We start from the raw sequence: 26,447 nt of genomic DNA, 5'->3' as shown, positions 1-26,447 counted from the left end.
TTAGTTTTATCGCTAGCTGTCGCTATTATCTACGGGATTGCGATCTATTTTCAATGTAAATATGATTTAAATCATTACGTTTATAGTTTTAAGGCATAAAAAAAGTGCATTCTAAAAGAATGCACTTAGTTATGTTGTTAACGTGTTTCTATCTTGTTGCTTTAATGATCCTTACTAGCGAGTCCAGATCCAGTTGTCCAGGCTGATGGGGTCGACACCGTTTGCCTTGATATAATTTCTGTGTTCCACCAGACGCTGAAGCATGTCTGTGGTGATGGTGACATGTTGTGTCTCATCGATAACACCTTGCTGGAACAGCTTGTAGGCCATGTCGATAACGAGATGGTAACGCGAGGTTCCGTTTCTGACACCCATATCGAATGGCGTTGTGGTAGATCCTTCCTCTTCATAGCCCTTGATTCTGAATCTGTCACTGCCTTTATAATCGAATACCAGTTTCTTGATGGTGTTCGGGTAGCCATGGTAGTTAAAGATAACGCCCTTGTCTGAGGTGAAAACTTCATCCATCAACCAAGGCTTGCTCTGGAAGTCTAAGCTACCAAGACCGCTGCTGGTGAGTTCAGTAACGCTGACGAAACGGATACGAACGCGTGGTAAGATCTCTCTGATTAAGACCAAAGAGGCCATGGCTTCTTGGGTAACGTAATCACCACAACCAACCAGAACCACATCTGGGTTTTCATCGGAAGCGAAGTCCCAAACCATGACTCCGTTTTTAGCCTGTTCACGTGCTTCATCGAGTGATAACCATTGTGGCAAGTCTTTCTTGCCGGCAACTATGATGTTTAACTTATCACGATCCGCGTAGGCGCGTTCTGTGTAAACCAGAGTGGTATTACCATCTGCAGGCAGATATGCTGAGATAATCTTTGGGTGCTTCTCAAGCATGGCGCCTAAGAATGATGGGTTCTGATGCGAGTAACCGTTGTGATCTTGGCGTTCTAGAAGCGAAGAGAGTACCACGTTACAGGCTGGTACTGGCTTACGGAAGTGAACGCCCTGGCTGGCATAGACATACTTACAGTATTGGTCAGCCATCGAGGAGACAACTTGTGAGAATGCTTCATAAGTAGGGAACATGGCGTGACGACCCGTCACTGTGTAACCATGCATCATACCGAAGAGCAAGTTCTCGGATAATAGCTCGATGACGCGACCGTCACGGGCCATGTCGGTATCCCACTCTTCAATGGGCCACTGCCATGCTCTGTTAGTCTCTTCGAATACGGCTTGAAGCTGGTTCGAGTAAGTTTCATCAGGACTAAAGATACGCAGGTTACGTTGATCTCGGTTGAGTTTCATCGCATCACGCATCCACTCACCCATCTTGTACATTGAGTGACCACGCGTACCACGAGGTGTTTCTGGACCGTAGGCTAGTTTAGATAGATCAGGGTTAGTCAGTGCGCGAACCACCTCACCACCGTAGCTTAAGTGTTGCTGACCACAAGTTAACTGCTTAGGTGGAAGTAGAGATTGGATTTCTTCATCGAAGATGAGCTCGCCTTTATCGTTAATCGAATAAAGTTCATTGAAATTATAACTGGCTAACCAAGTGTTTAGTGCGTCTAGGTGACCCTTATCGGTAGCACACTTATTGACGATTACCTGATGAGATTCGCAGTTACCTTCAAGCTTCTTGCCGTTGTACTGCGCAGTACCTGTCCAACCTTTAGCGGTACGCATCAAGATGACAGGCCAGCGTGGCTTAACAACATCTTCACCGCTGCGCGCGCGTTTCTGAATGTCTGTGATCATCTCATATGACTTATCCATAGCATTTACCATCTGCACATAGACGTCTTCTTCGAGCTCATCGTCAACTATGATTGGGTGGTAACCTAGGCCACGGAATTCAAGATCTAACTCTTCGTGGCTCATACGGCCCATACGAGTCGGACCAGAGATCTTGTAGCCGTTGATATGAACTATGGGTAGTACCGCACCGTTAGTGGCAGGGTCTACTAAACGGTTGGCATACCAAGAAGCGGCAAGAGGCCCTGTTTCTGATTCGCCATCACCAATTAGACATGCCGCAATAAGATCTGGATTATCTAATACTGCACCCCAAGCAACTGAAAGTGAGTAACCTAGTTCACCACCCTCTAAGATTTGTCCAGGTGCTTCCGGGTTTGCGTGTGAAGGGTAGCCATAAGCTGCTGAGAACTTCTGACAGATATCTGTGATACCTTCTTCATTGTATGGAATGTTTTCAGGGTAATAATGACTTAGAGAACCTTCCATGAAAAGGTTAGCCTGAACTGCTGGGAAGCCGTGACCTGGGCCTACAAGGTAGACGAATGAGCGGTTGTTTTTAACGATGAGACGGTTGATGTTAGCGTAGACAAAGTTGATACCAGGGCAAGTACCCCAGTGACCTAACAGTCTAGGCTTGATGTCTGTGTGTGCAAGTGCACGCTTATGCAGTACGTTCTTCTTTAGATAAATTTGTGATGTCGCTAGAAAGTTTGTGGCTCTTACAAATTTCTTTAATGCGCTGATCTCTTGCGGTTGTGACATAAATAACCCCATTTATAGTAAGCAAAAAGTTAATCAAAGCTCATGCTAGACACTATATTTGTAATTTTATTACAAGAATGTGTCCTGCATCTTGTTTTTGTAAAGTCATAACATTTCAATTTTGTTGCGATGTTTAGGTGAAAAACTTGTGTAATCAGTTGCTAGCCTAACTTAATTTTGTTTTAACCTGTGATGATGGTGTTATGTAAATGATTAACTGTGATCTTGATCACGCGAGATGCTTTTGATGGTATGCTATTTTGCCGCAGCGAGAATTGGTGGGCGTGATGTAATAAATTCACGAAAGTAAAATTCTAAAAGAAAATTACCAATTTTTATTGAATCGATAGAAGAAAACTAAAACACGTTAGTCTCGTAGCTGATTGTATAAGCTGCCGTGATTATCATGGGGATAGAGTAAGAACTATGTTTGAATCATTAATTAGCGCTATTGAATCTGTAGTGAATGCCATTAATGGCATGTTATGGGGTAGCGTGCTTATATATGTACTGGTCGCAGCGGGTGTCTTTTTTACACTTCGTCTGAGTTTTATTCAGTTCCGTTTATTTGGTCATGGTGCCAAGCTGGTCATTCAAGGCCGTGAAAAGGTCGATGGGATTTCGTCATTCCAGGTCTTCTGTACGTCGATGGCTGCTCGTGTCGGTACAGGAAATATGGCCGGTGTTGCCGTCGCTATTACTGTAGGTGGTGCGGGTGCTATTTTTTGGATGTGGTTAATCGCATTATTAGGTATGGCGACGGCATTCATTGAGTCAACCTTAGCTCAAGTCTATAAAGTTAAAGACAGCGAAGGCCAGTTTCGTGGGGGCCCAGCCTATTACATGGAACAAGGCTTAGGTAAGCGTTGGATGGGAACCCTGTTCTCCATTTTACTTATCATAGCGTTTGGCTTCGCTTTCAATGCGGCTCAAGCCAATACCATGACTGATGCCCTCAATAATGCCTTCGGTTTCGATAAGACGATTGTTGGAATCGTGATAGTACTCGCTTCAGGCTATATCATCTGTGGCGGATTGAAGAAGGTCGCTCGTGCTTCCGAGCTGATAGTGCCTGTGATGGCTGTGGCTTATTTAGCGATAGCTATGGTTGTTCTGGTATTGAATATTGAACAAGTGCCTGCAGCACTGAGCTTAATCGTTAAGAGCGCATTTGGTTGGGAAGAGGCTGCTGGTGGCGCAATGGGCGCTATGATGGCGGGTATTGCTCGTGGTCTGTTCTCTAATGAAGCGGGCATGGGTAGTGCGGCTAATATTGCGGCTTCAGCTACACCGAACCCTAATCATCCGGCATCTCAAGGCTTTGTGCAGATGATAGGCGTGTTTGTCGATACGATAGTTATCTGTACTGCATCGGCCGCGATTATCTTGCTATCTGGCGTGTTAGATAACCCTGGGGAGCAGAAAGGGATTGGGCTACTACAATTGGCTCTGACGAATGAGTTAGGTGGCTGGTCAGCGTATTTCATCTCTTTTGCCATTTTGCTGTTCTGTTTCACATCAATCATTGCGAACTACAGTTATGCAGAAAGCAACATCATGTTCTTAACTAAGAGCAAGAAGGTGCTTTACATCTTCCGTGGCCTGGTTTTGGCTATGGTTATGGCAGGCTCTGTAGCATCACTACAGCTAGTATGGAACTTTGCCGATGTCTCTATGGGATTGATGGCACTAGTGAATATCGCGGCAATTACCATGTTATCTAAGGTGGCATTCGCAGTGATTAAAGATTATGAAAAACAGATGAAAAAAGGGCTTAGCCCAACGTTCGATCCTAAACAATTCCCTGAGATTGAGGGTATTGAGGAAGGTGAGTGGTCAACGGCGAAAATGGCTGAAAAGGCATAATTTTCGTTGAACTGATTCGGTAAACTGAATCGGCTCTATCTAAAAAACCACGCGAATTAGCGTGGTTTTTTTATGTTTGCATCAGTATGATAGCAAGCAATAAAGTTCAATAAGGATTAGCTATGTTAGTTTTAGTTTCACCAGCAAAAACATTAGACTATGACAACCCCGCAGGGACGGCTGAATATACCTTGCCTAAGCTTGTCGACTTCAGCGCTCAGTTAATCGAAGAGTGCCGTAAATTGACGCCAGCAGAAATCGCTTCATTAATGAAGGTGAGCGATAAAATTTCTGGTTTGAATGCGGCTCGTTTCGAGACCTGGAGCCCGATCTTCACTACCGAAAATGCCAAACAAGCCTTGTATGCATTTCGCGGTGATGTCTATACTGGCTTAGATGCAGACTCTTTGCCCGCTGAAGGCATCGCACGTGCTCAGAAGCATCTTAGAATACTCTCAGGCTTATACGGTCTCTTGCGTCCTCTGGATCTCATGCAGGCATATCGTTTAGAGATGGGAACTCGCTTAGCGAATAAGCAAGGCACTAACCTGTATCAGTTCTGGGGCAATACCATTACCGATGAGGTTAATCTAGCCCTGGATGAGCAGGGAGACGACATCCTTGTCAACCTGGCCTCAAACGAATACTTCAAGGCGGTTAAGCCTAAGCTGGTGAAGGGCAGTATCATAACGCCAGTGTTTAAAGATCGTAAAAACGGTCAGTACAAGGTGATCAGTTTCTTCGCCAAGAAAGCCCGCGGCATGATGGTTCGCTATATCCTCGATAACAAGGTGAGTACCCTTGCTGAACTGATCAAGTTTGACAGCGCTGGATATCATTACTGTGAAGCTGAATCGTCAGCTATGGCACCGGTATTCCTCCGCGAAGAACAGCTTTAGGCAAGACTTCGAATGAAGCTTGATTACATTTTTTGATTGGTTTTATTTGGCTAATGTGGTGCTTGCCAGCTAGCAAGTTTCAAATAGCTTTGTAGATTGGGTTCATTGGGCTTGTTTGGTATTTGGTGGTTTGCTAAGTACCATGGCTTCAATGGTGTTTATTGCCTGCAACAGGCATTGAGTACTTGCCAGCTAGCAAGTTTCAAATAGCTTTTAAGATAGGGTTCATTAGGCTGATTTGGTATTTGGTTAGTTTACTGAATCATTTTACTTCAGTTTTATCTATCACCTGCCGTGGGCGAATGTGCAAACACTTCTGTGACTCGCCGCGAGCACAATCCCTGTGGGCTCTGCGACATCATCCCTGATGTCGAAGGTCACAGCCGCGTTCACACCAGATTATCCATCTCTTCGATTTGAGCTTTATTGGCTAATAACTCGTTTCTGGACAGAAACGGTTTAGAGTCGATGTTCTAAATATAGCCATTGGCATTAGGGAATATATGGCAATCGAATATGCCGTAACGCCTCAAGAAGGGGCGCCAGTTACGGTATCCTGCTTGCTTGATTTGTTAGGCTCTGAGCTTGAATATTGTGATAATAGTGACGGAAATGTACTTGCCTCAAGTAGTAAGGCAGGCAATATATCGAAAAAAATATGCGATGCTTCAAAATACTCTTCGATAGTTTCCTTGGCTGAATTTATATCTACTTTATCTATCAGCTCATACTGTAGCATTGCATCTGAATCTTGATGCGCAATAGTGTTATTTCTTATTTTAGAGAGTATTTTTTGAGTTCTCTTTTGCGCCTTGGATATTCCCCGAACGGCTTGAACCATGGAACTCCTTAGCTCGCCACTAATTTTCGCTTCTTCATATATTTCCTTCATGATTTTACCTGATGCAACCTTGCTCATATCTCGTTCATGAATGATAAGGAGCATAATTCTTACTGATAGGTTTCTTTTCCAAGGATCAGGGTGAGAGAAAGCATCGATTTTTATAGCCTTTAAGTCACGTTCAGCCAACAGGAAAAATAACGATATATTGAATATCTTTTTTGACGCACCAAACTCTGAGCCTTGAAGCTTTCGGTACTCGTTTACTGTGGTATCAAAGCCCCAATCAGTGCTTTGTTCCGCTTTCTTTCACCCCACTTTAAGGTGAGCCGAAGTTTAAATAGATGCAAACGGGATGGGTCCATATATGCGGCTGCGGACTTCGGTTTCAGGGATGAAACCGCAGAGCGTATAGGGATATATTCACAGCTTGCCGTAGAAGTATCTGCACTTAAGCACGCTGCAGGCGATAGATAACCATGAAGATTAAACTTTCAATACACCAGCCAACACCAAAACAGCCAAATGAAGCAAATTAAAATGTACTCAAGCTTCATTCGAAGCAAAAAGGCCACTGTTACGATAAACAGTGGCCTAGTAGATTACCAATAGAAGGCTGAATCGAGCCAAGGCCCAAACCAGCTGAACTGCTAACAGCTATTTAGCGACCTCAATTGGTCTTAACTCAACTTCTGATTGGGCCATCAGATACGCAAACTGAGCGTAGGCTGCTACGTTTTGCTGTAGTGCGGCTGGATCTATCTTATCTAAGGTGTCGTTGGGTGTGTGGTGATAATCGAAGTAATCACGGCCATCTTGTCTTAGGGATGCCACAGGAACGCCTTGCTTTGGCAACATAGAGACATCAGGGCCGCCTGAGGCCGTATTGCTGCCCAGGACTACACCATTCTGAGTCATGGGGGCGCTGAGGGATTGTAATGCAGTGAAGGCCTTTTCATTGACCCTATAATCGATCTGATAGATGCGACCTGCACCGAAATCAGATTCGGCAGCGATGTAATGTTTGGCTAGCTCGTCTTGGTGTGCCTTAGCGTAAGCTTTACCACCGACCAGGCCTACTTCTTCGGCGGCATAGAGTACGACTCTAACCGTACGTGCTGGCTTGACTGGTAAATCTTGAATGAGCTTACCTGCCGATGTGACAATGGCCACGCCTGCGCCATCATCGATGGCGCCCGTACCTTCATCCCATGAGTCTAAATGAGCCCCTATGAGTACGATCTCATCAGGTTTGCTGCTGCCGGTGACTTCAGCGATGACATTGTAGGAGGTCGCGTACCCTAAACGCTTAGGAGACATGAACAGGTCCAGCACCACATTGGGGTCGCGTTTGAGCATTAACTTGATCAGATCTGCATCCGGGTTAGACATAGCCGCGGCAGGGATCTTAGTCACACCCTCTTTGTAGCGCATCATGCCAGTGTGTGCCATGCGGTCATGATCTGTCCCTATGGAGCGGATCACGATAGCCAGTGCACCTTTCTCCGCCGCCGTGATAGCACCGCGAGAACGGCCGCCTACGGTTTTCCCATAACCTTTGCCTGTGATATGGCGTTCGGTGATGTGGTCGATAAAGACTATCTTGCCTTCGACTTCTGCTTTAGAGGCCAGTTTCAATGCCGCTAAACTATCGAATCGGGCGATGGAGGCTTGTATTCCAGCTTTTGGCGTCGCAATACTGCCGCCAAGAGCGGTTATCACGATAGGCTGACCGTAAGGAGATAGGATTTTCGCTTTCGCTTCCCCTCGACTCCAGACCGGAACTTGAACTGCTTCCTTATAGACTCTGTCGAATCCAAGGCTATTGAGCTTGTCCTGCGCCCATTGAACGGCAATCAGGTCTTTCTCACTGCCAGCCAATCTTGGGCCAACTTCTACCGTGAGGGATTCGACTAACTCATATGCCAAATTTGAGTTCAAGGCTTTTTGCTGTAATTGCTGAGGTATTTGAATTGCGGATTTTTCTGCTGGCGTGTGCTGACAACCAATAAGGCTTCCAAAGAGGAGTCCAATGACCAAGGTACGGAGTGTGTTTTTCATAAGTTTCCTTTGTTTTTATTACTCATGTCCCATTTTTGAAAACAATCTAGCAAAAAGTGTGCTTTATGTCCCGACTATATCTGTAAGGCAACGCTATATTAGTCCCGGGGATTGTTTTAGGAGAAATTGCTCGTAATGAATATTGAATTAATGCAGCAGCGGGCAGATCAAGCCGTTGTGATGTTGAAGGCTTTGGCAAACGAACGCCGTCTCTTTATCCTATGCTATCTTCTTAGTGAAGGAGAGATGTGTGTAGGTGAGATGAATAAGAAACTGGGTTTGAGTCAATCGGCTCTGTCTCAGCATCTAGCCTGGCTACGAAAAGATAATTTAGTTGAGACCCGTAAGGAAGCTCAGACGGTGTTTTACTCTTTGAAGAGTAAAGAGGTATCGGAGATTATCAAGTTGCTTAATAACATATACTGTCATTAAAAACAGTGAAGGGAATCAAATTGGCAGAGCCTGAAGGCTCTGCTTTTTTATGCCTGAAATTTGTTAATATCAATTCCACCAAATTTTAGACATAAAAAAACCGACCAAGGCCGGTTTTTTTAAGCATAAACTTAAAGACTAAGCAGCAAGTGCTTTGATCTTAGTGTTTAGGCGAGACTTCTGACGAGCAGCTTTATTCTTGTGAATAATGCCTTTAGTCGCCATACGGTCAACAATTGGTTGTGCAGCATTAAATGCTTCAGTAGCCGCTTTGTGATCGCCAGCTTTAATTGCTGCGATAACTTTCTTTACGTATGAACGTAACATTGAACGACGACTAGCGTTATGCTGACGACGTTTTTCAGATTGAAGCGCGCGCTTCTTTGCAGACTTGCTATTAGCCAAGGTGCAACTCCTAAATAGGGTTAGATATTTTAAAGGTCGGGAATATGCCTCTTTTTTGTCATTTTGTCAATGACAATGATTGAATCTTTATCTTAAAGATAAATTAATCCAACCAGACTTGGCTATCTTCAACCTAACTCGTGTAATATGGTGCGCAATTCTAGCAGTAATTGTTAGCCAGTGACAGGGGGAAAATCAATTCTTGAGACTACTCGCCTGAAATGTACCGCTCAGATCAGGGGGTGTTTTGAGTAAAGCTTTATTTAAGTCAGGCATGATAGTGAGTGCTATGACGTTGATTTCTCGTGTGTTGGGTTTAGTCAGAGATGTGGTTATCGCCAATCTTATGGGTGCTGGAACCAGCGCTGATGTTTTTTTCTTCGCTAATAAAATTCCAAATTTTCTAAGACGTCTTTTCGCTGAAGGTGCTTTTGCTCAGGCATTCGTTCCGGTTTTAACTGAATATCAACAGAAACAGACTTCCGAAGAGATTAGAGACCTACTGTCTAAGGTCGCGGGGACATTAGGCGTTATCATTACTGTGGTTACGCTAGTTGGTGTTATCGCTTCTCCGGTATTAACGGCGCTTTTCGGTGGCGGCTGGTTTCTTGCCTGGATGAATGGAGAGCCTGATGGGGCTAAATTTGAGTTAGCATCCTTGATGTTGAAGATAACTTTTCCCTATCTCTGGTTTATTACCTTTACCGCCCTTGCTGGCTCTATTTTAAACAGCCGAGGGCGATTCGCCGTGTCGGCATTTACGCCGGTATTTTTAAATATCGCCATTATCGGTGCCGCTATCTTTCTCGCACCTCGTATGGAACAGGCCGAGATTGGACTGGCTATTGGTGTATTTGTTGGTGGTTTAATTCAGTTTTTGTTTCAAATCCCTTTTCTCTTAAAAGAAAAAGCCTTAGTCAAACCCAGCTGGGGTTGGAAACACCCTGGTGTGACTAAAATTCGTACCTTGATGATACCTGCACTCTTTGGTGTGTCTGTCTCTCAGATAAACCTGTTATTAGATACTTTCATTGCCAGCTTTCTGATGACGGGCTCTATCAGTTATCTCTATTATGCCGATCGCTTGCTCGAGTTCCCCTAGGTTTGTTTGGTATCGCAATCGCAACGGTTATTTTGCCGGCTCTGTCTAAGAAGCATATCAATGCCGAAGGCAAGGGGTTTGAGTCCACCATGGATTGGGGGGTGAAAGCCATCTTATTTCTGGGGATGCCTGCCATGTGTGGTTTGATTGTGCTGGCTAAACCTATGTTGATGGTGTTGTTTATGCGTGGTGAGTTTACTCTGCATCATGTTGAAATGGCGTCATATAGCTTAGTGGCTTACGGCTGTGGCTTACTGAGCTTCATGTTGATTAAGGTGTTGGCGCCTGGTTACTATTCGAGGCAAGACACTAGGACACCGGTACGCTATGGCATCATAGCTATGGTCAGCAATATGGTGTTTAACCTGATCCTTGCTTTTCCCTTTGGTTATGTCGGTTTAGCCATGGCAACTTCGATGTCTGCACTACTCAATGCGGGTTTACTTTATCGTGGCCTGCATAAGGCTGGTGTCTATAGAGTGAGTAGGCAAACTGGTTTTTTCTTTATCAAGGCGCTGTTGTCTTGTGGTGTCATGGTCGGTTTACTGCTGTCCTTTCTTCCGTCCCAAGAAGTGTGGGTAGGACAGGTGTTTCATGAACGAGCCTCGACCTTGCTATTACTCATAGGGGGAGGTGGAGCTAGCTACCTTATCACTCTGGTGATTTTTGGAGTCAGGCCCTGGAAAATAAAAACTGGCTTGTAATTCTGTGAATTCATGTCAGACATTGAGTCCAGCGAGCCGTTAAATGCCTCCTTAATTTTGGAGGCATTTTACTCTTTGATTGTTTATTAAAATCGACATCAATTATCTCAGGGAAAGATCCTTGCTGATTATCCTCTTCAGCTGGTATATAATCCGCCCACTCAGGCCTGCTAGTTATGTAATGTAATGGAACTAATCCGCGGTATACACAATATTTTACCTGCACATCACGGTTGTGTTCTCACTATCGGCAATTTTGATGGCGTGCATCGAGGCCATGCTGAAGTCATCGCTAAGTTAGTCAAGAAGGCGAGACAGTTAAATGTCCCCGCAACCTTGATGACGTTTGAGCCTCAGCCGCAAGAGATGTTCAGAGGTGATAATGCGCCAGCTAGGCTCAGTACTCTCAGAGATAAAATTATTTTACTCGAAGAGTTGGGGATCGACAGGTTAGTATGCATTAACTTCAATGCTAATTTTGCTGATCTATCGGCGCAGGACTTTATCGACAAATTATTGGTTGAGTCCCTTGGGGTTAAGTACCTGGTCATAGGGGATGACTTTTGCTTCGGTAAGCAGCGCAAAGGTAACTTTAAGATGCTTCAATCGGCAGGAGAAAAACACCAGTTTGCCGTGGTGAGTACCCAAAGTTTCGTTTTAGGCGACAAACGAGTCAGCTCCACCGAGATTAGAAATCAGTTGGCGAAAGGCAACTTGGAACAAGCAAGGCGTCTACTCGGCCATCCTTTTACCTTGTGTGGTAAAGTTGCCCATGGGGAAAAACTCGGCAGGACTTTAGGCTTTCCTACTGCCAATATAGCGCTTAAACGTCAAGTGTCTCCAGTTAGGGGGGTATTTGCCGTTAAGATGTATTGGGATGACAGTGATATTTATGATGGCGTGGCCAATGTGGGTTTTAGACCGACAGTAAATGGTCAGGTCTGTCAGTTAGAAGTACACCTGTTTGATTTTGATGATGATCTTTATGGTCGTACCGTCGAAGTTGAGTTGGTTGCTAAGATTAGAGATGAACAGCCATTCAAATCATTGGATGCGCTGAAAAAACAAATTAACAATGACGCTGACAAAGCCAAGGCTCTGCTTGGCAATGATGCAGGCTAACTGCTTGGCTAAAATTAATGGTATAGGATCAATGAGCGACTATAAATCTACTTTGAATTTGCCGGAAACTGAGTTTCCGATGCGTGGTAATCTGGCTAATCGTGAGCCAGAGATGTTGAAATCCTGGGCAGCAGACGGGCTGTATCAAAAGATCCGTGATAGCCGTATTGGCCGTACACCATTTATTTTGCATGATGGTCCTCCTTATGCCAACGGCGATATTCATATCGGTCACTCAGTTAATAAGATCCTCAAAGATATTATTGTAAAATCTAAGACGCTATCCGGTTTCGATGCGCCTTATATTCCGGGCTGGGATTGTCATGGTCTACCTATCGAGCTAAAAGTTGAGCAGAAAGTGGGTAAGCCTGGTCATAAGGTTACCGCTAGCGAATTCCGCGAGAAGTGTCGTGAATATGCGGCTAAGCAAGTCGATGGTCAACGTGATGGTTTTATCCGTCTCGGGGTGTTTGCCGATTGGTATAAACCTTATCTGACTATGGATTTCGGTACCGAAGCCAACATAGTGCGCTCACTGTCTAAGGTGATCGAAAGTGGTCACTTGCATAAAGGTGTCAAGCCCGTGCATTGGTGTACCGATTGTGGTTCGGCACTAGCAGAAGCTGAAGTTGAATATGAAGATAAGAAGTCTCCGGCTATCGATGTTGCTTTTGTTGCAACAGATAAAGCAGCACTGCTGGCGAAGTTTGGTGACGTCGAGATTGAAACTGATGTCTCTATGGTTATCTGGACTACGACCCCTTGGACCTTACCTGCAAACCGCGCACTTTCAATCGCAGCGGATATTGACTATTCACTGGTTGAGTTTGTTAAAGACGATGCTACCAGAGTCATTATCTTAGCTGAGGCACTTGTAGAGTCTTGTATGGAGCGTTATGGGGTCGATTCTCATAAGGTATTAGCTCAAGTTAAAGGCCAAGAATTAGAGCTTTTACGCTTTAACCATCCTTTCTATGGCTTCGATGTGCCAGTTATCTTAGGCGACCATGTCACTGTCGATTCGGGTACGGGTATTGTTCATACTGCACCGGGTCACGGTCAAGACGATTTCATTATTGGTCTGAAATATGGTTTAGAAGTTGCTAATCCAGTCGGCGATAATGGCGTTTATAAGTCAGACACTGAAATTTTTGCTGGACAGCACGTATTTAAAGCCAATGCGAATGTGGTGACTCTTCTTGAAGAGAAGGGCGCCTTAATCAAGCACGAGAGTATTCTTCACAGTTATCCTCATTGTTGGAGACACAAGACTCCTATTATCTTTAGAGCGACACCTCAGTGGTTTATCTCTATGGACAACAAAGGCCTGAGAAAGCAAGCTTTGGGCGAAATCGAGAAGACTAAATGGATCCCTGATTGGGGTCAGAGCCGAATCGAGAAAATGGTAGAGAACCGTCCGGATTGGTGTATCTCGCGTCAGCGTACCTGGGGCGTTCCTATTACTTTGTTCGTTCACCGTGAAACCGAAGACTTGCATCCTGATAGCATCTCCTTGATGGAGCGCGTTGCTAACAAGATCGAACAGAAGGGCATTCAAGCCTGGTGGGATCTTGATGCGGCAGAGCTTCTGGGTGACGAAGCAGACCAATACCGTAAGGTGACTGACACCTTAGATGTCTGGTTTGACTCTGGTTCTTCATTCTCATCGGTCGTTGCTGCTCGCCCTGAATATCAGGGGCACGGTATAGATCTTTATCTGGAAGGCAGCGATCAGCATCGTGGCTGGTTTATGTCATCTTTGATGATATCGACTGCGATGAATGGTAAAGCGCCATATAAGCAAGTGCTTACTCATGGATTCACCGTCGACGGCAAAGGCCGTAAGATGTCAAAATCTGTGGGCAATGTGATTGCTCCGCAAACTATCACCAATAAGCTAGGTGCAGATATTTTACGCCTCTGGGTTGCTGGCACTGATTATAGCGGTGAGATGACGGTTTCTGATGAGATCCTCAAGCGTAGCGCCGATTCCTATCGTCGAATTCGTAATACTACGCGTTTCTTGTTAGCTAACATCAATGGTTTCGATCCGGTAAAAGACGCGGTAGCCATTGAAGATATGGTTGCCCTGGATCGTTGGGTGGTACGTCGCGCTGCAGCTTTGCAGGAGGAGTTGCTGGAAGCCTACGAGCAGTATAACTTCCACACCGTGACCCAGAAGCTAATGCAGTTCTGTTCGGTTGAGTTAGGTAGTTTCTATCTCGATATCATCAAGGATAGACAGTACACGGCTAAAGGCGATAGTCATGCACGTCGTAGTTGCCAGACTGCACTTTATTTGATTTCTGAGGCTATGGTACGTTGGATCGCACCTATTCTATCTTTCACAGCCGATGAGATCTGGAAGCTACTTCCTGGTGAGCGAGATGCTTATGTATTTACTCAAGAGTGGTTCGATGGACTTAAGTCGGTAACTCTAGAGTCAGATCTTAGTGATGAGTTGTGGGAGCAGTTGCTTAGCGTCCGTGGTGAAGTCAACAAGGTTATTGAGCAAGCCAGACGTGAAAAGCTGATCGGTGGTTCATTGGAAGCTGAGATCACCCTATATGCCGATGAAGCGTTATCTATAGCGCTAAACAGTCTGGGTGATGAGTTAAGATTCGTTCTGCTGACGTCTAAGACACAAGTACTTGCTTTATCAGCAGCGCCAAATGATGCGATTGAAACTGAGCTTGCATCGCTTAAACTTGGCTGGTCGAAGTCTGAAGCTGCAAAATGTGAGCGCTGCTGGCATCACAGGGAAGACGTTGCTCAGGTTGAAGCACATCCAACTCTTTGTACTCGTTGTGTTACTAACATCGAAGGCGAGGGTGAAGTTCGTCAGTTTGCCTAACTTGCTATGCTAAGAGCCTGATAAATGTGTCAGGCTTAATACTTTGATGGACAGTGGCTTGAGTATTTCAGCTGCATTATATATTTGAACTATGGAAAGTGACGCTGCTATGCGTCATTTTTTTTAAGAGGAAGGCCCTATGCCAACTAATTGGAAAGAGAGCGGTATACGCTGGTACTGGGTGGTTGTACTGGTATTTATTGCCGATCAAGTCTCTAAGCAATGGGTCTTAGCTAACTTTGATCTTTATGAGTCTGTACAGCTATTATCTGTGTTTAATTTTACCTATGTGCGTAACTATGGGGCAGCATTCAGTTTCTTGAGTGATGCCGGTGGTTGGCAGAAATGGTTATTTACCTTTATCGCAGTGGGCTTTAGCGCCTTGCTGACGTTCTGGTTGAGAAAACAGCCAGCGCAGATGTGGCGACTCAATCTTGCCTATACTTTAGTTATCGGTGGTGCCTTAGGTAATCTTATCGATCGCCTGCAACATGGATACGTGGTCGATTTCTTGGATTTTTATTGGAATAAGAGTCACTTTCCAGCGTTTAATATTGCAGATTCTGCAATTTGTGTCGGAGCTGCACTTATTATTGTGGACTCATTTATCTCAGATCGCCTCGAGAAACAGAAAAAAGCGCAAGATGAAAAAAGTGCTGCAAAGGAGTAATTGAATTGACTGATGTACGTTCTATTTTATGTCATATGAATATCGTGCTTGAAGATGGCTCTACCGCCGATAGCACCAAGGCTTCTGGTAAACCTGCGAGGCTTAATATCGGTGATGAAAGTTTAAGCCCGGCTTTTGAGGCACAGATAAACTCCTTGGAAGAGGGTGATAGCCATAGCTTCACCCTAGAAGCTGTCGATGCCTTTGGTGAGTCTAATCCAGATGCAATTCATTATATGGATAGAAGTAAGTTTCCCGGGGATATGGAACTCGAACCTGGTGTTATTGTGAGTTTCGGTGGGCCGGGTGGCAGTGAGATCCCTGGCATAGTTCGTGAAGTGGCTGGTGATTCGGTGACGGTCGATCTTAATCATCCTTTAGCGGGTCAGGTACTTACGTTTGAGCTAGAAGTGATACAGGTACTTTAGTGTATGAATAAAGCAAATAGTCTACAGATAAAACTTGCCAATCCCAGAGGCTTCTGTGCCGGTGTCGATAGAGCCATCAGCATAGTCGAGCGTGCACTCGAGCTGTTTTCTCCACCTATCTATGTTCGTCATGAAGTGGTGCATAACCGTTATGTGGTCGAGAATCTTAAAGAGCGCGGCGCCGTATTTGTCGAGGAACTGGATCAGGTCCCCGATGACAGTATTGTTATCTTTAGTGCACATGGTGTATCACAGGCTGTGAGAGCCGAAGCTAAGCGTCGCGGCCTTAAGGTGTTCGATGCGACTTGCCCTCTGGTAACTAAGGTTCATCTTCAGGTCACTCGGGCCAGTCGTAAAGGAGTCGAATGTATCCTTATTGGGCATGCCGGACACCCGGAGGTTGAAGGCACCATGGGTCAGTACGATAACCCTAAAGGGGGCGTATTGCTGGTCGAATCACCAGCAGATGTCGAGTCTCTTGTGGTTAAAAACCCAGATAATTTGTGTTTCGTCACTCAAACTACCCTGTCTATGGATGACACTGCTGGTGTCATAGCTGCGTTGCAGAAGCGATTCCCATCTATCGAAGGGCCGCGTAAAGATGATATCTGTTATGCCACACAAAATAGACAGGATGCGGTTCGTAACGTAGCCGATGATGTAGATCTGTTTATTGTTGTAGGGTCACAAAATAGTTCTAACTCGAATCGTCTAAGAGAGCTGGCTCAGAAGCGTGGCACAGAAGCGCATCTGGTAGACAATGCAGATGATATAAACGCGACTTGGTTCACTAATGTGACTAAAGTGGCGGTAACTGCGGGTGCATCGGCTCCTGAAGTACTGGTTAAGCAAGTTATTGATGCTATTGCCGAGTTAGCACCAAGCGTGATAACAGAAGTCGAGGGGCGCAAAGAAGATACCGTCTTTGCTGTGCCTGCGGAGCTGAGATAGAAACCACAGAAAAACTGATGGTTACCATAAAAAAGGAGGCTTAGGCCTCCTTTTTTATGGTCTGAAATTTACGTAGAGTCTAACAAGTAGCATTCTTAGACACTAATATTACTAGCGGGCAACATTCGACTAAACTATGATTAACCTATATCATAGTTTAGAATGCTAACTTACAGATTTATAACAGGTAAGTTATCAATTAAAGCGTCAAATATGTGGCGATTGAAGGGAGTTTGACGCTAATGAATCATAAATCCAACGGATTCTCACTTGTTGAAGTTTTAGTCTCATTAGTCATTCTCGTGATTGGCTTGATTGGTATTTTTAATTTACATCTGGTTGCCAAGAGAGGCAGCTTCGAATCTTTCCAACAGACACAAGCATCCTATTATGCCATCGATATTATCAATCGAATGAAGCTCAATAGAAGCCAGTTAGTTGGCTATGCAGGTACTTATGCCGGCAATCTGTCTGAACCCAGTCAGTCTTGTGATGTTGCTCTTAATGTTGGCGGTGGCAATGCAGGCATCACCTGTACGAATGTTCAGACTCGTGCATGGGATTTATACGGCTGGGAGCAGTCGATGAATGGGGTGGGTGAAACCAAAGGTACCCGCTCTATTGGTGGTTTGGACACTCCGACTGCCTGTATCCAGGTATCAGGTACTGGTGACGTATTAGTTGTGATGACCTGGAGAGGAATTCGTGCTGTTTCCGATGGTGCAGCCAACGCTGCAGATTTTGTTAAATCTTGCGGCACAGCAAACAAACGCAGAAGAGCCTATTCAATCAGTACGGTGATTATCTAGTTTGGTTAATTTTATGAGTAATAAATTAAAAGTTCAGCAAGGCTTATCTTTAGTGGAGTTGATGGTAGCTATGGTTATCTCACTGTTTTTAAGTGCTGGCCTGTTTTCAATGTTTAATATGTCGGCCACGAATGTGATAACGACCAGTCAATTTAATCAGTTGCAGGAGAATGGCCGTATTGCGCTGGCTTTGATGGAGCGTGATATTAGTCAGCTTGGTTTCATGGCGGATATGACAGGTACCGATTTTATTATAGGGACTAATACCCAGATCAATGCTGTTGCCATTCCCGCCGGCAATGATTGCATCGGGGGGGGGCTAATAACGCGAGTCTGCCAAATAATAATCCGGCTCATTTTCGGCGACTTTGGGGGTATGAAGAAGGGGCTTCACTCGAGTCGTTTGCCTGTTTGACTGGGGTTTTGACTTCGACAGATGTTTTACAGATCAAACGATTAGTCGGCCCTTCTGTTGCAGTGCCTAATGATAATAATCGCTATTACATGGGGACTACTGCAAACCAGGCGGTAATTTTCAGCGGTGACCAAGTCACCCCGGCGATGAACAACGGTCGCTTCTGGGAGTATCAACATCATATTTACTATATACAGGAAGACGATGGAGTCCCGGTACTGCGACGCCGCGTGCTGAGAAATGGTGGTATGAAAACTTCGGGCAGTTACGAACAACTTGTGGAGGGGATCGAGAATATTCGAGTGCTCTATGGTTTCGATAACGATGGTGATGATACCGCCGATAGTTTTATGCCTGTACAAAATGTCACTAATTTAATGTGGGATAACGAGTTATTTCAACGTCTCGTAGCCCTGAGGATATTCATATTAGTCAGATCAGTCGATGAGGATCGAAATTTTACTAGCGAGTCCCGTTATCAGTTGGGTGACAAAATCATCGCTGCCGCTAATGACCATTATAGAAGAAAGGTGGTTTCAACCACCATAGTACTCGAAAATCCGGTATTGATAAGGAACTAGGGGAAATCATGAAGAAACAAGAAGGTATGGTACTTTTTTTCTCCTTGATAATACTGATCATCATGACCGTTATTGGCGTTGCACTCGCCGTTAATTCTAGCCAGTCGATGAAGATGGCTGGTGCCGGCTCAGAACGTGTCGAAGCCATGTCTGCTGCTCAAGGAGCACAAGATAGGGTGGTAGCAAATAACCAAGGGGCAACCATGGCTAACATAGCCGGCACTATGACAGTGGTTGACGCGGCTTTAGGGGTTACTAATACTCTAAGTCCCTTAGCTGATGGAGATGTTAACTGCCAGAGAAGCACAAAAGCTAGCTCGGCGAATCTAGTAAGTTGTAGACGGATAGAGGTTTCCAGCGTTGCAACATTTGGTAAGAAAAATTTGGGGCAATTGACCGTCGTCGCTGGCGTTGAACAGGAAGTATTAACCGGGAGTTAGTTATGTGGATTAAACGTTTTCTATGTGCCGTTATCGTGGGTTTAGGCATGATATCGGGAGTGACTCATGGAGATGATACTGAACTCTATGTATTTGAGTCATCAGCACGTTCCGGTGCAAGACCGCAGGTTCTGATAATCTTCGATAATTCTGGAAGCATGGATACGAGTGAGTATACGGAGACTTTTTACGATCGCGGAGAAACCGTCAATGATTCGACAAAACTCTATTACAGTAAAGGTGGTGTTGGGGTTCCGGAAGTCGATAGTAATAACTATATTCTCCAAAGTGTAAATGGTTGTAAAACGTCAAAAGTATATCTGGAATCTTATGGTTTTTTTACCGGTTTTATTAGGGAATATGGCTTTACAGGTGAAAATGGTACCTGGACAGAGTTACCCGATGAGCTAGGCAGTATAGTTTCACATGTGGATTGCTTCGAAGATTTCGAAGATGCTGCAGCTTTACAATTCAGCAATGCTACTGGGATTTTCGATGGTTTTCCTGTAGACAGTTTAGGTTCGAAATCTTCGCCAATTCCTTATACCAATGTAACTAGCAGTTCATCATCTTCAGATAAAACCGCAGCTCTTGATAAAGCATTTCTGACAAAGTTTGGTATAGGTAAATCTGTTACTTTTTACACACAAACTTATATTGATTGGTATCACAGCACGAAAAGTAAGCGCTGGACGACTCGAATGGAAATTGCCAAGCGAGTCATGGAAGACACTGTTGTCACGACACCCAGTGTTGATTTTGGATTATCGGTATTTAATTATAATACAGGTCGAACTAGTGATGGTGGGCGCATAATCTCAGGAATACAGAGACGAAATGCAGCCAGTAAAAAGACATTAGTTGAAACGATTAATAATTTAGATGCTGATACTTGGACACCGCTTTGTGAAACCTTGTATGAGGCCTATCGTTACTTTTCTGGGGGTAAGGTTAAGTTTGCTAAAGAAGCAGGAAGTTTAAATCCAGAACGAGATAGAAGTGTCGAGGATGGTAACTATTATATCTCTCCATTTGGTGAAACTCAGTGTTCGAATCGCTCTTATGTCGTTTATGTTACCGATGGTTCTCCTACTCGTGATTCGGCAGCGAATAGTCTTGTTAAGAATATGTCTGGTTATCGCTCAGCCGATAGGGAGGATGGTAGTTACCTTCCTGCACTTGCGAGTATATTAAATCGCAAGGATGTGAACACAAATTTAGAGGGTGATCAATTTGTTAGTACTTTTACCATCGGATTTAGTGATGGTGCCGATGACGCTGCTCCCATATTGAAGAAAACGGCAGACTTAGGCGGAGGTGCATACTTTGCTGCAAAGGATGCGACTCAATTGCAAAGTGCACTCTCACAAGTTTTCTCACAGATTTTAGAGGTCAATGCGAGCTTCACTTCACCTTCCATTGCAAGTAATAACTTCGATAGAACTCAAACATTTGATTCTGTTTACTACGCCATGTTCTTGCCCAATAAAGGACCTCGTTGGATGGGCAATATCAAGAAGTTTAGGGTGACAGGTAGTGGTGATATCGTCGATAAAAATGGTGCCCTTGCAATAGGTACAGACGGTAACCTTAAAGCATCCTCGTGCTCATATTGGACCCCAAATTCAGTCTGCTCAGGTTCTAGTGGAGGAGGTGATGGTAATGATGTCCGAGTCGGCGGAGCCGCACATACTTTGAGGGGGCTGCTGTAAGGACACTTTATGGTAACTTAGGTACAGGTGGCTCGTTAAAATCACTCACAAAAAGTAATGCTTCCAGTGCTGCTGGCGGCGACAGTGCATTAGCTGCGTATATGGGAGTTAATAGCACTGAACTCAATAAGCTATTTGATTGGGCTAAAGGTAAAGATGTAGACGATGATGACAACGACAATAGCACCAGTGATATTCGTGACGATGTACTAGGTGATCCGCTGCACTCAAAGCCGTTGGCCATTAACTTCGGAAGCTCATCATCACCTGACCTGCGAATATTGGTGGGGACAAATCATGGCTTCTTACATATGTTTAAGGACTCGGGAGATTCAGTCGCTGAGTCATGGGCATTTATGCCCTATGAGTTGTTACCTAATTTAGTCGAATTACGAGCGAATGTTCCCACCGGAGTACACTCAGTCTATGGGATGGATAGCCCTCCAGTGGCCTATGTGAAAACGGGCTCAGGCGGAATAGAGAAGGCTTGGGTATTTACAGGGATGCGCCGTGGAGGCAAGTCTTACTATGCTATCGATATTACTAGTCCTGATTCTCCTAGTTATATGTGGAAAATTGATTCAGATAGTGCAGGCATGAGTGAGCTTGGTCAAACTTGGTCAGAACCTGTTATTACCCTTATCCCAGGCTGGCCAATAGGTAATACCGATCCGGAAACTGCTTCACCTGTACTTATTTTTGGTGCAGGTTATTCTCCTTCATCAAAAGATCCTGCTGCTGTCGGTTTACCTGATGCGCAAGGTCGCGGTGTATTTATTGTCGATGCTAAAACAGGAGTGTTAGTACACGCTTTTGGACCTACTTCAGACACCAAAATGACCCAGATGCCTGGGATTAGCGACAGTATCCCTAACTCTGTCGCTGTGTTAGATGCCAATGGTGACCGATTAACCGACAGAATATATGCGACCGATACAGGTGGTAATGTTTGGCGTATGGATCTGCCTAGCGGCAGCCCTAAAGACTCGACTAATCCATGGACAGTATTTAAGTTTGCCGACCTTGGCGGTGGAACTTTAGCCTCTGATAGACGATTTTTTTCAGAACCTGCAGTGGCACAAACGGTATTCACCAATCTGTCTGAAGTTGATGTGACTATTGGCGAAACCACGACTAAAACTAAAACATATCAGAATGTCGCTTATGATGCGGTAGTCGTTGGCACTGGTCATAGGCCTCATCCGACAGATACTTCGCGCTCAGATATGTTCTACATGCTTCAGGACCGACATGTCATATCCCGCTCATTCAACGGGGCACCCGGTAATGAAGTACCGGAAACACTGACTTTAGCTAATCTTTATAATGTGACATCAGCAGCCCCTTCCTCTGATGCTGATAATATCAGCTTCGGTTTAAAGCGAGGCTGGTATTATGGTTTTGGTGGTGTTGGTGAGAAGAGTCTGGCTGGTGCTTCAATCATTGAAGGCCGAGTTTTCTTTACTTCATATGTTCCCGGGGACACGGCTTCGAGTACTCAATGCCTAGTCTCTGGTGTAGGACGACTTTATGGGTTTGATCTTCATAAGGGGACTCGTTCCTATACTCATGAATATCTTGAAATGGGAGAGAGAGTGCCGGATACCCCTCAATTGGTTATTCCTCCGAACGGAAATGGAGATTCCTATATGTACCTGATTGGCATCGGTGCAGCCGGTGATGAGATGAAAAAAGCTGACGGTGGTGGTGGCGGTGATGGTTGCCCTCCAGGTGATGAAAAATGCGTGGGTGGTGGGTTAGGTGTGAACCGTATTTATTACCATATTAACGAGTAATGATTGCAATATGATGAGTGAAAATCGGATGAATAAAATTAAAGGTTTTAGTTTAATTGAGTTGATGATTGCAGTGGCTATTATGGGGATTTTAGCCGCTGTGATCTATCCAACTTATACAGACTTTGTCGCTAAGGGAGGCCGAGCCGATGGTTTAGCCGCGGTAATGCGAGTCGCCAACCTACAAGAGCAGTTTTATCTGGATAACAGGCAATATGCTACAGATATGAATGATCTAAACCTAGGTGCAGATCCCTATGTTATTGATAGTGGATTATATAGCGTAGATTCAACAGGAACGACTAGCTTTATCGTCGTAGCAACGGCTCAAGGGAAGCAGGCTAGTCGAGATAGCGCATGTATCACTATTCAGATTAATGATATCGGAGAAAAGTCACCTGCGGAGTGTTGGGAATGAATAAGTCACAGTTAACATATTTAATATTTTCTTTTATTGCATTTGCACTATTAGTTAACTCGTCATCTGTTAATGCGGATGATAAAAAAGCTGAAAAACTTGAATATAAGTGCTATTTGAAGACGACTAAGGGTTATGAAATTGCTTTCTATAGATGGGAGGTAAAGAATTTCACAAGGAACATGGCCAAATTGCCGTCAAGAAAGCTCCCGGGTAAGCGTATTTATATCAAGGACGTTGAAGAGTGTGTAGAGCTTGATGCTTCATTTACATTAGGCGCAGCTCAAAAGCTAGATGAAGAGACAGCAAGATAGGCTTAGTTACAGTTTAGGTTGGTTGCTGTGCTAAATCTTGCTGTTCCAGAGGCATTAATTTGCAGACCCATAGTTTCATCACTCACCTTACTACCGGGACAGTAGATAAATAAGCCTGCACTGGTGAGTCCATCGGTAGTGAAATTTATTGCGCTGGGGGCAAATGAAACAAAATCGCTAGAATTAAAAGGACCTACTACGGTCAACACCTCGTCGTTGCCATCGATTTGATTTGGGGCGCCGTTATCGAGAAATATTTTGAACCCTTTACTCCAGTCTGCGTTACAGCTTCCTGATACTATTGGGCACATGGTCACTCTAGAGCCGTAGCTAACGGCGTGGCTTCGCGCAAACTGTAAAGATTGATTAACCTTACGTATTTGGCTATCAGTTCGATAGCCTTCATACATAGCTTTTAAGGAGGGCGCGCCGACACCGACTAAGAGCATAGCAACCACGAGTGTCACCATAAGTTCAATTAAAGTAAATCCATTTTGTATCGGTCGCATAACTTTCTCTCCTCTCAATTACAGTATTAAGTATAATCGAGAACAGGTCTATTTACAGCACGAAAAAACAACTATTTAAAGCCAATATATTGGCTGCAAAGGGTATTTTGACTGTTTCAGTTTGTTTGTATTATTACTTAAAACTTTATTGCTACTTAGCCATTACCTGCATTCGATGATAGCGGCTTTCGAGAAGCGGATTCTCCCTGATTGGTTAATGATTACTGCTTTCGAGTATTCACTTCTTGTCGACGATGGGCAATATTTTAAGGTACCGTTGGTGCCAGAAGCTAGGCCATCGGCTTGAAATCTGATGGCGCTACGGTTATAAGTGACAAAATCCTCATGGTAGAAACTGGCGGTTTTCATCAGGACTTCATCTTGACCATCTATGACATTACTGGCTCCAGAGTCAATGAAAACGGTAATGCCAATCGTCCAGTCGTCGCTACACTGGTTTTCTATTATGGGACAAACCGTGACGCGTACGCCGTAACTGATGGCGCTATTGCGTGCCATTTGGAGTGTCTGTTGAATGACTCGAATGGATGAGTCTGCTCGATAGTGTGCATAAAGGGAGTTGAAGTTTGGAACTGCAATACTGATTAAGGTTGTAGATATCACTAGAGTGGTCATGAGTTCGACGAGTGTAAAACCATTATTTTTTTTCATATTCAGTCCTTTGAATATAAGTTCGATACATTTGCTTTTAAAAGGCCCGTGTTGCGTCCTGCAATCACATAAAATCTATGGCCAATAGTGAAAGTATAGTTAGGTTAGAAGAAATGGTAAGGCAATTTTATTGTTTAGTGGAAAGGAAATTGCTTCCATGAGATTGATTGGTATATTAACTTTAGTGAGTTCCAAGCTCGTGATAAGCTGGATCAATAATACAGATAAGCAATTTCTACCCTATAAGGAGCATTTGATGAAAAAGGTCGAGGCAATTATTAAGCCATTTAAGCTGGACGATGTTCGTGAATCTCTCGCTGAGATCGGCATTACCGGCATGACCGTTCTTGAAGTCAAAGGCTTTGGCCGACAGAAAGGGCACACCGAACTGTATCGCGGTGCCGAGTACATGGTGGACTTTTTACCTAAGGTTAAAATAGAGCTAGTGATCCAAGATGAGCAGCTAGACCGAGCCATTGAAGTCATAGTGGATACGGCGCGTACAGGAAAGATTGGTGATGGTAAGATTTTTGTCACTGAGATTGAACGTGTGATTAGGATCCGTACTGGTGAAGAGAACGAAGAGGCGGTATAACTCTCTTTATAAGCATTGGTAGATATTTATAAAAACGGCGTTGAAGAGCTTCCTTCAACGCCGTTTTTGATCTTATTCCGATTGGAATTAATATTTTAGCGACTAAAATCTATGTCGCTTTCGAAGATGAGTCTCTAATCACTGGCTCTGGTATGAATATCTTCGCCTGTGCAGACTTTTGCGAGCGTCTTTTCGCAATTAAGAGTTCAGTCGCCATCTGGGCTATTTTTTGATTCGGTTGATGTACTGTCGTCAGTTTTGGCCAGGTCTGTCTAGAGAACGGACTATCTTCGAAACCAACGATAGAGATATCCTTAGGGATATCCAATCCTTCTAAGCGTGCGGCAAATAAAGCTCCAGCGGCTATTTCATCGTTACAAGCAACGATAGCGGTAGGTTTGTTTACCCTGTTGAGTAAAATCTTTGCACCGGATACACCTGATTCGAAAGAATATTCGCCTTCAATAATGTTTTGTTCATCTAGCTCCAGGTTATTATCCTTTAACGCTTGGGTATAACCAGATAAACGTGCTTTGGTAGATTCGTGGTGTTGATCACCACTTAAAAAGGCGATGTTCTTGTGACCTAAGTCAATCAGATGCTGTGTGATTGAAACGGCTCCATGTTTATCATTCACAAGTACGGCTAACCCAGTGTTGCTATCGATTTTCTCTCCGGCAATGATTCGCACATAATTGGCATCAATTTCGTCCAAGGCTTGGAGGATTTTTGGGTCTTCCGAAAGCGGAGGCGTCAAGACTAATCCTGCTAGTCTTGCGTGCTTCACCATAGTGGTCAATTCATTGCAAATGTTATCAGACTTCGCATTGCAAGGATGAATGAGTAGCTCGTATCCAAGTGCTTTGCATGAGGACAGGATGCCATTTTGCATATCAATAACATAATAAGCGTTGGGATTATCATAGATAAAACCAATGACATAAGACTTAGTCCCTGCTAAGTTTCTCGCCGCTAAATTAGGTTGATAATCCAGCTCTGCAATGGCTTTATTGACTTTATCTATGGTTGCTTGTTTTACAGATGGCTCGTTATTGGTGACTCGAGAAACTGTTTTAATTGAAACACCAGCATGCTTCGCTACGTCATTTATTGTGACTTTCATACAACTAAACACTCGTTTTATCAGTGTGTTATAGGTAAGTTCTAATACTTGTAAAGATGAATGTACGTCTTTTATAATCAGGTTTACAAAGAACTTTATTTCATTTTGTTACAGCCTATAGTGCGAACTTTTACTTTAATTAGCAATCGGCAAATGTAATTTATCTCTGATAAAAATAATTTTCTTA

At 44.2% G+C, this 26,447-nt stretch carries 22 protein-coding genes and 2 pseudogenes; 17 read left to right on the top strand and 7 right to left on the bottom strand.

The features are described 5' to 3' along the window. Positions 1-174 precede the first annotated feature (174 nt). A complete protein-coding gene (locus tag FM037_RS21445; protein ID WP_144047684.1) occupies positions 175-2,541 on the bottom strand; it encodes a phosphoketolase family protein in 2,367 nt (788 codons plus the stop codon). 426 nt (positions 2,542-2,967) lie between these two features. On the opposite strand from FM037_RS21445, the gene FM037_RS21440 reads away from it, so the two are divergent. Then, complete coding sequence (locus FM037_RS21440) at positions 2,968-4,407, top strand: alanine/glycine:cation symporter family protein (RefSeq protein ID WP_144047683.1); 1,440 nt, start codon at positions 2,968-2,970, stop codon at positions 4,405-4,407. A gap of 122 nt (positions 4,408-4,529) precedes the next feature. Beyond that, positions 4,530-5,306: a peroxide stress protein YaaA gene (gene yaaA / locus FM037_RS21435; protein WP_144047682.1), complete on the top strand. Its 777-nt coding sequence runs from the start codon at positions 4,530-4,532 to the stop codon at positions 5,304-5,306. Positions 5,307-5,835: 529 nt separating this feature from the next. Here the strand turns inward: yaaA and FM037_RS21430 are convergent. Together FM037_RS21430 and FM037_RS21425 are read right to left on the bottom strand one after the other, a co-directional pair. Then, positions 5,836-6,225, bottom strand: a complete 390-nt coding sequence (locus FM037_RS21430; RefSeq protein ID WP_144047681.1) for a hypothetical protein — start codon at positions 6,223-6,225, stop codon at positions 5,836-5,838. A 579-nt stretch (positions 6,226-6,804) separates the two neighbouring features. Beyond that, a complete protein-coding gene (locus FM037_RS21425) occupies positions 6,805-8,208 on the bottom strand; it encodes a M20/M25/M40 family metallo-hydrolase (RefSeq protein ID WP_144047680.1) in 1,404 nt (467 codons plus the stop codon). A 135-nt stretch (positions 8,209-8,343) separates the two neighbouring features. Between FM037_RS21425 and FM037_RS21420 the strand changes: the two genes are divergently transcribed. Further along, complete coding sequence (locus FM037_RS21420; protein ID WP_077752699.1) at positions 8,344-8,640, top strand: ArsR/SmtB family transcription factor; 297 nt, start codon at positions 8,344-8,346, stop codon at positions 8,638-8,640. Between the two features lie 138 nt (positions 8,641-8,778). Here the strand turns inward: FM037_RS21420 and rpsT are convergent, their stop codons facing one another. Beyond that, on the bottom strand, positions 8,779-9,045 hold the full coding sequence (gene rpsT, locus FM037_RS21415; protein WP_144047679.1) for a 30S ribosomal protein S20: 267 nt from the start codon (positions 9,043-9,045) through the stop codon (positions 8,779-8,781). Positions 9,046-9,292: 247 nt separating this feature from the next. On the opposite strand from rpsT, the pseudogene murJ reads away from it, so the two are divergent. The 13 genes and pseudogenes from murJ to FM037_RS21355 all read left to right on the top strand — a co-directional run bounded on the left by murJ (position 9,293) and on the right by FM037_RS21355 (position 23,361). Next, positions 9,293-10,851: pseudogene (gene murJ, locus FM037_RS21410) on the top strand (murein biosynthesis integral membrane protein MurJ). 186 nt (positions 10,852-11,037) lie between these two features. Next, positions 11,038-11,973 carry a bifunctional riboflavin kinase/FAD synthetase gene (gene ribF, locus FM037_RS21405; protein WP_144047678.1) on the top strand — a complete coding sequence of 312 codons (936 nt, stop codon included), beginning with the start codon at positions 11,038-11,040 and terminating at the stop codon, positions 11,971-11,973. A gap of 31 nt (positions 11,974-12,004) precedes the next feature. Further along, positions 12,005-14,827 (top strand): isoleucine--tRNA ligase, encoded by a 2,823-nt coding sequence (gene ileS / locus FM037_RS21400; RefSeq protein WP_144047677.1) that lies wholly within the window; start codon positions 12,005-12,007, stop codon positions 14,825-14,827. Between the two features lie 139 nt (positions 14,828-14,966). Continuing rightward, positions 14,967-15,497, top strand: coding sequence for a signal peptidase II (lspA, locus tag FM037_RS21395; RefSeq protein ID WP_144047676.1), 531 nt, complete (start codon positions 14,967-14,969; stop codon positions 15,495-15,497). Positions 15,498-15,502: 5 nt separating this feature from the next. Continuing rightward, positions 15,503-15,925: an FKBP-type peptidyl-prolyl cis-trans isomerase gene (gene fkpB / locus FM037_RS21390; RefSeq protein WP_144047675.1), complete on the top strand. Its 423-nt coding sequence runs from the start codon at positions 15,503-15,505 to the stop codon at positions 15,923-15,925. A 3-nt stretch (positions 15,926-15,928) separates the two neighbouring features. Further along, the gene (ispH, locus tag FM037_RS21385; RefSeq protein ID WP_144047674.1) at positions 15,929-16,876 is read left to right on the top strand and encodes a 4-hydroxy-3-methylbut-2-enyl diphosphate reductase; all 948 of its coding nucleotides are present in this window, start codon (positions 15,929-15,931) and stop codon (positions 16,874-16,876) included. Positions 16,877-17,118: 242 nt separating this feature from the next. Continuing rightward, a complete protein-coding gene (pilV, locus tag FM037_RS21380; RefSeq protein WP_144047673.1) occupies positions 17,119-17,685 on the top strand; it encodes a type IV pilus modification protein PilV in 567 nt (188 codons plus the stop codon). A gap of 13 nt (positions 17,686-17,698) precedes the next feature. Beyond that, positions 17,699-18,681 (top strand): annotated as a pseudogene (locus FM037_RS21375) (PilW family protein). 8 nt (positions 18,682-18,689) lie between these two features. Beyond that, entirely contained in the window at positions 18,690-19,121 is a 432-nt protein-coding gene (locus tag FM037_RS21370) for a pilus assembly PilX family protein (RefSeq protein ID WP_144047672.1), read from the top strand. Between the two features lie 2 nt (positions 19,122-19,123). Further along, on the top strand, positions 19,124-20,833 hold the full coding sequence (locus FM037_RS29720) for a pilus assembly protein (protein WP_229380973.1): 1,710 nt from the start codon (positions 19,124-19,126) through the stop codon (positions 20,831-20,833). 101 nt (positions 20,834-20,934) lie between these two features. Continuing rightward, positions 20,935-22,629, top strand: a complete 1,695-nt coding sequence (locus tag FM037_RS29715; protein WP_229380972.1) for a pilus assembly protein — start codon at positions 20,935-20,937, stop codon at positions 22,627-22,629. Between the two features lie 28 nt (positions 22,630-22,657). Beyond that, complete coding sequence (locus FM037_RS21360; RefSeq protein ID WP_144047671.1) at positions 22,658-23,047, top strand: type IV pilin protein; 390 nt, start codon at positions 22,658-22,660, stop codon at positions 23,045-23,047. Further along, positions 23,044-23,361: a TapY2 family type IVa secretion system protein gene (locus tag FM037_RS21355; protein ID WP_144047670.1), complete on the top strand. Its 318-nt coding sequence runs from the start codon at positions 23,044-23,046 to the stop codon at positions 23,359-23,361. The genes FM037_RS21360 and FM037_RS21355 overlap by 4 nt, the downstream gene beginning before the upstream one ends. A gap of 2 nt (positions 23,362-23,363) precedes the next feature. Here FM037_RS21355 and FM037_RS21350 read toward each other — a convergent pair whose 3' ends face one another. Beyond that, positions 23,364-23,870: a GspH/FimT family pseudopilin gene (locus FM037_RS21350; protein WP_144047669.1), complete on the bottom strand. Its 507-nt coding sequence runs from the start codon at positions 23,868-23,870 to the stop codon at positions 23,364-23,366. A 162-nt stretch (positions 23,871-24,032) separates the two neighbouring features. Then, positions 24,033-24,542, bottom strand: a complete 510-nt coding sequence (locus FM037_RS21345) for a GspH/FimT family pseudopilin (protein WP_144047668.1) — start codon at positions 24,540-24,542, stop codon at positions 24,033-24,035. Between the two features lie 256 nt (positions 24,543-24,798). On the opposite strand from FM037_RS21345, the gene FM037_RS21340 reads away from it, so the two are divergent. Next, positions 24,799-25,137, top strand: a complete 339-nt coding sequence (locus FM037_RS21340) for a P-II family nitrogen regulator (RefSeq protein ID WP_144047667.1) — start codon at positions 24,799-24,801, stop codon at positions 25,135-25,137. Positions 25,138-25,246: 109 nt separating this feature from the next. On the opposite strand, the gene FM037_RS21335 is transcribed toward FM037_RS21340, so the two are convergent. After that, a complete protein-coding gene (locus FM037_RS21335) occupies positions 25,247-26,260 on the bottom strand; it encodes a LacI family DNA-binding transcriptional regulator (RefSeq protein ID WP_144047666.1) in 1,014 nt (337 codons plus the stop codon). Positions 26,261-26,447: the final 187 nt, after the last annotated feature.

Origin of the sequence: Shewanella psychropiezotolerans (assembly GCF_007197555.1) — a bacterium.
Lineage (GTDB): Bacteria > Pseudomonadota > Gammaproteobacteria > Enterobacterales > Shewanellaceae > Shewanella > Shewanella psychropiezotolerans.
The sequence above is the reverse complement of the archived record's forward strand: the minus strand, read 5'-3'. Positions and strand labels throughout refer to the sequence as shown.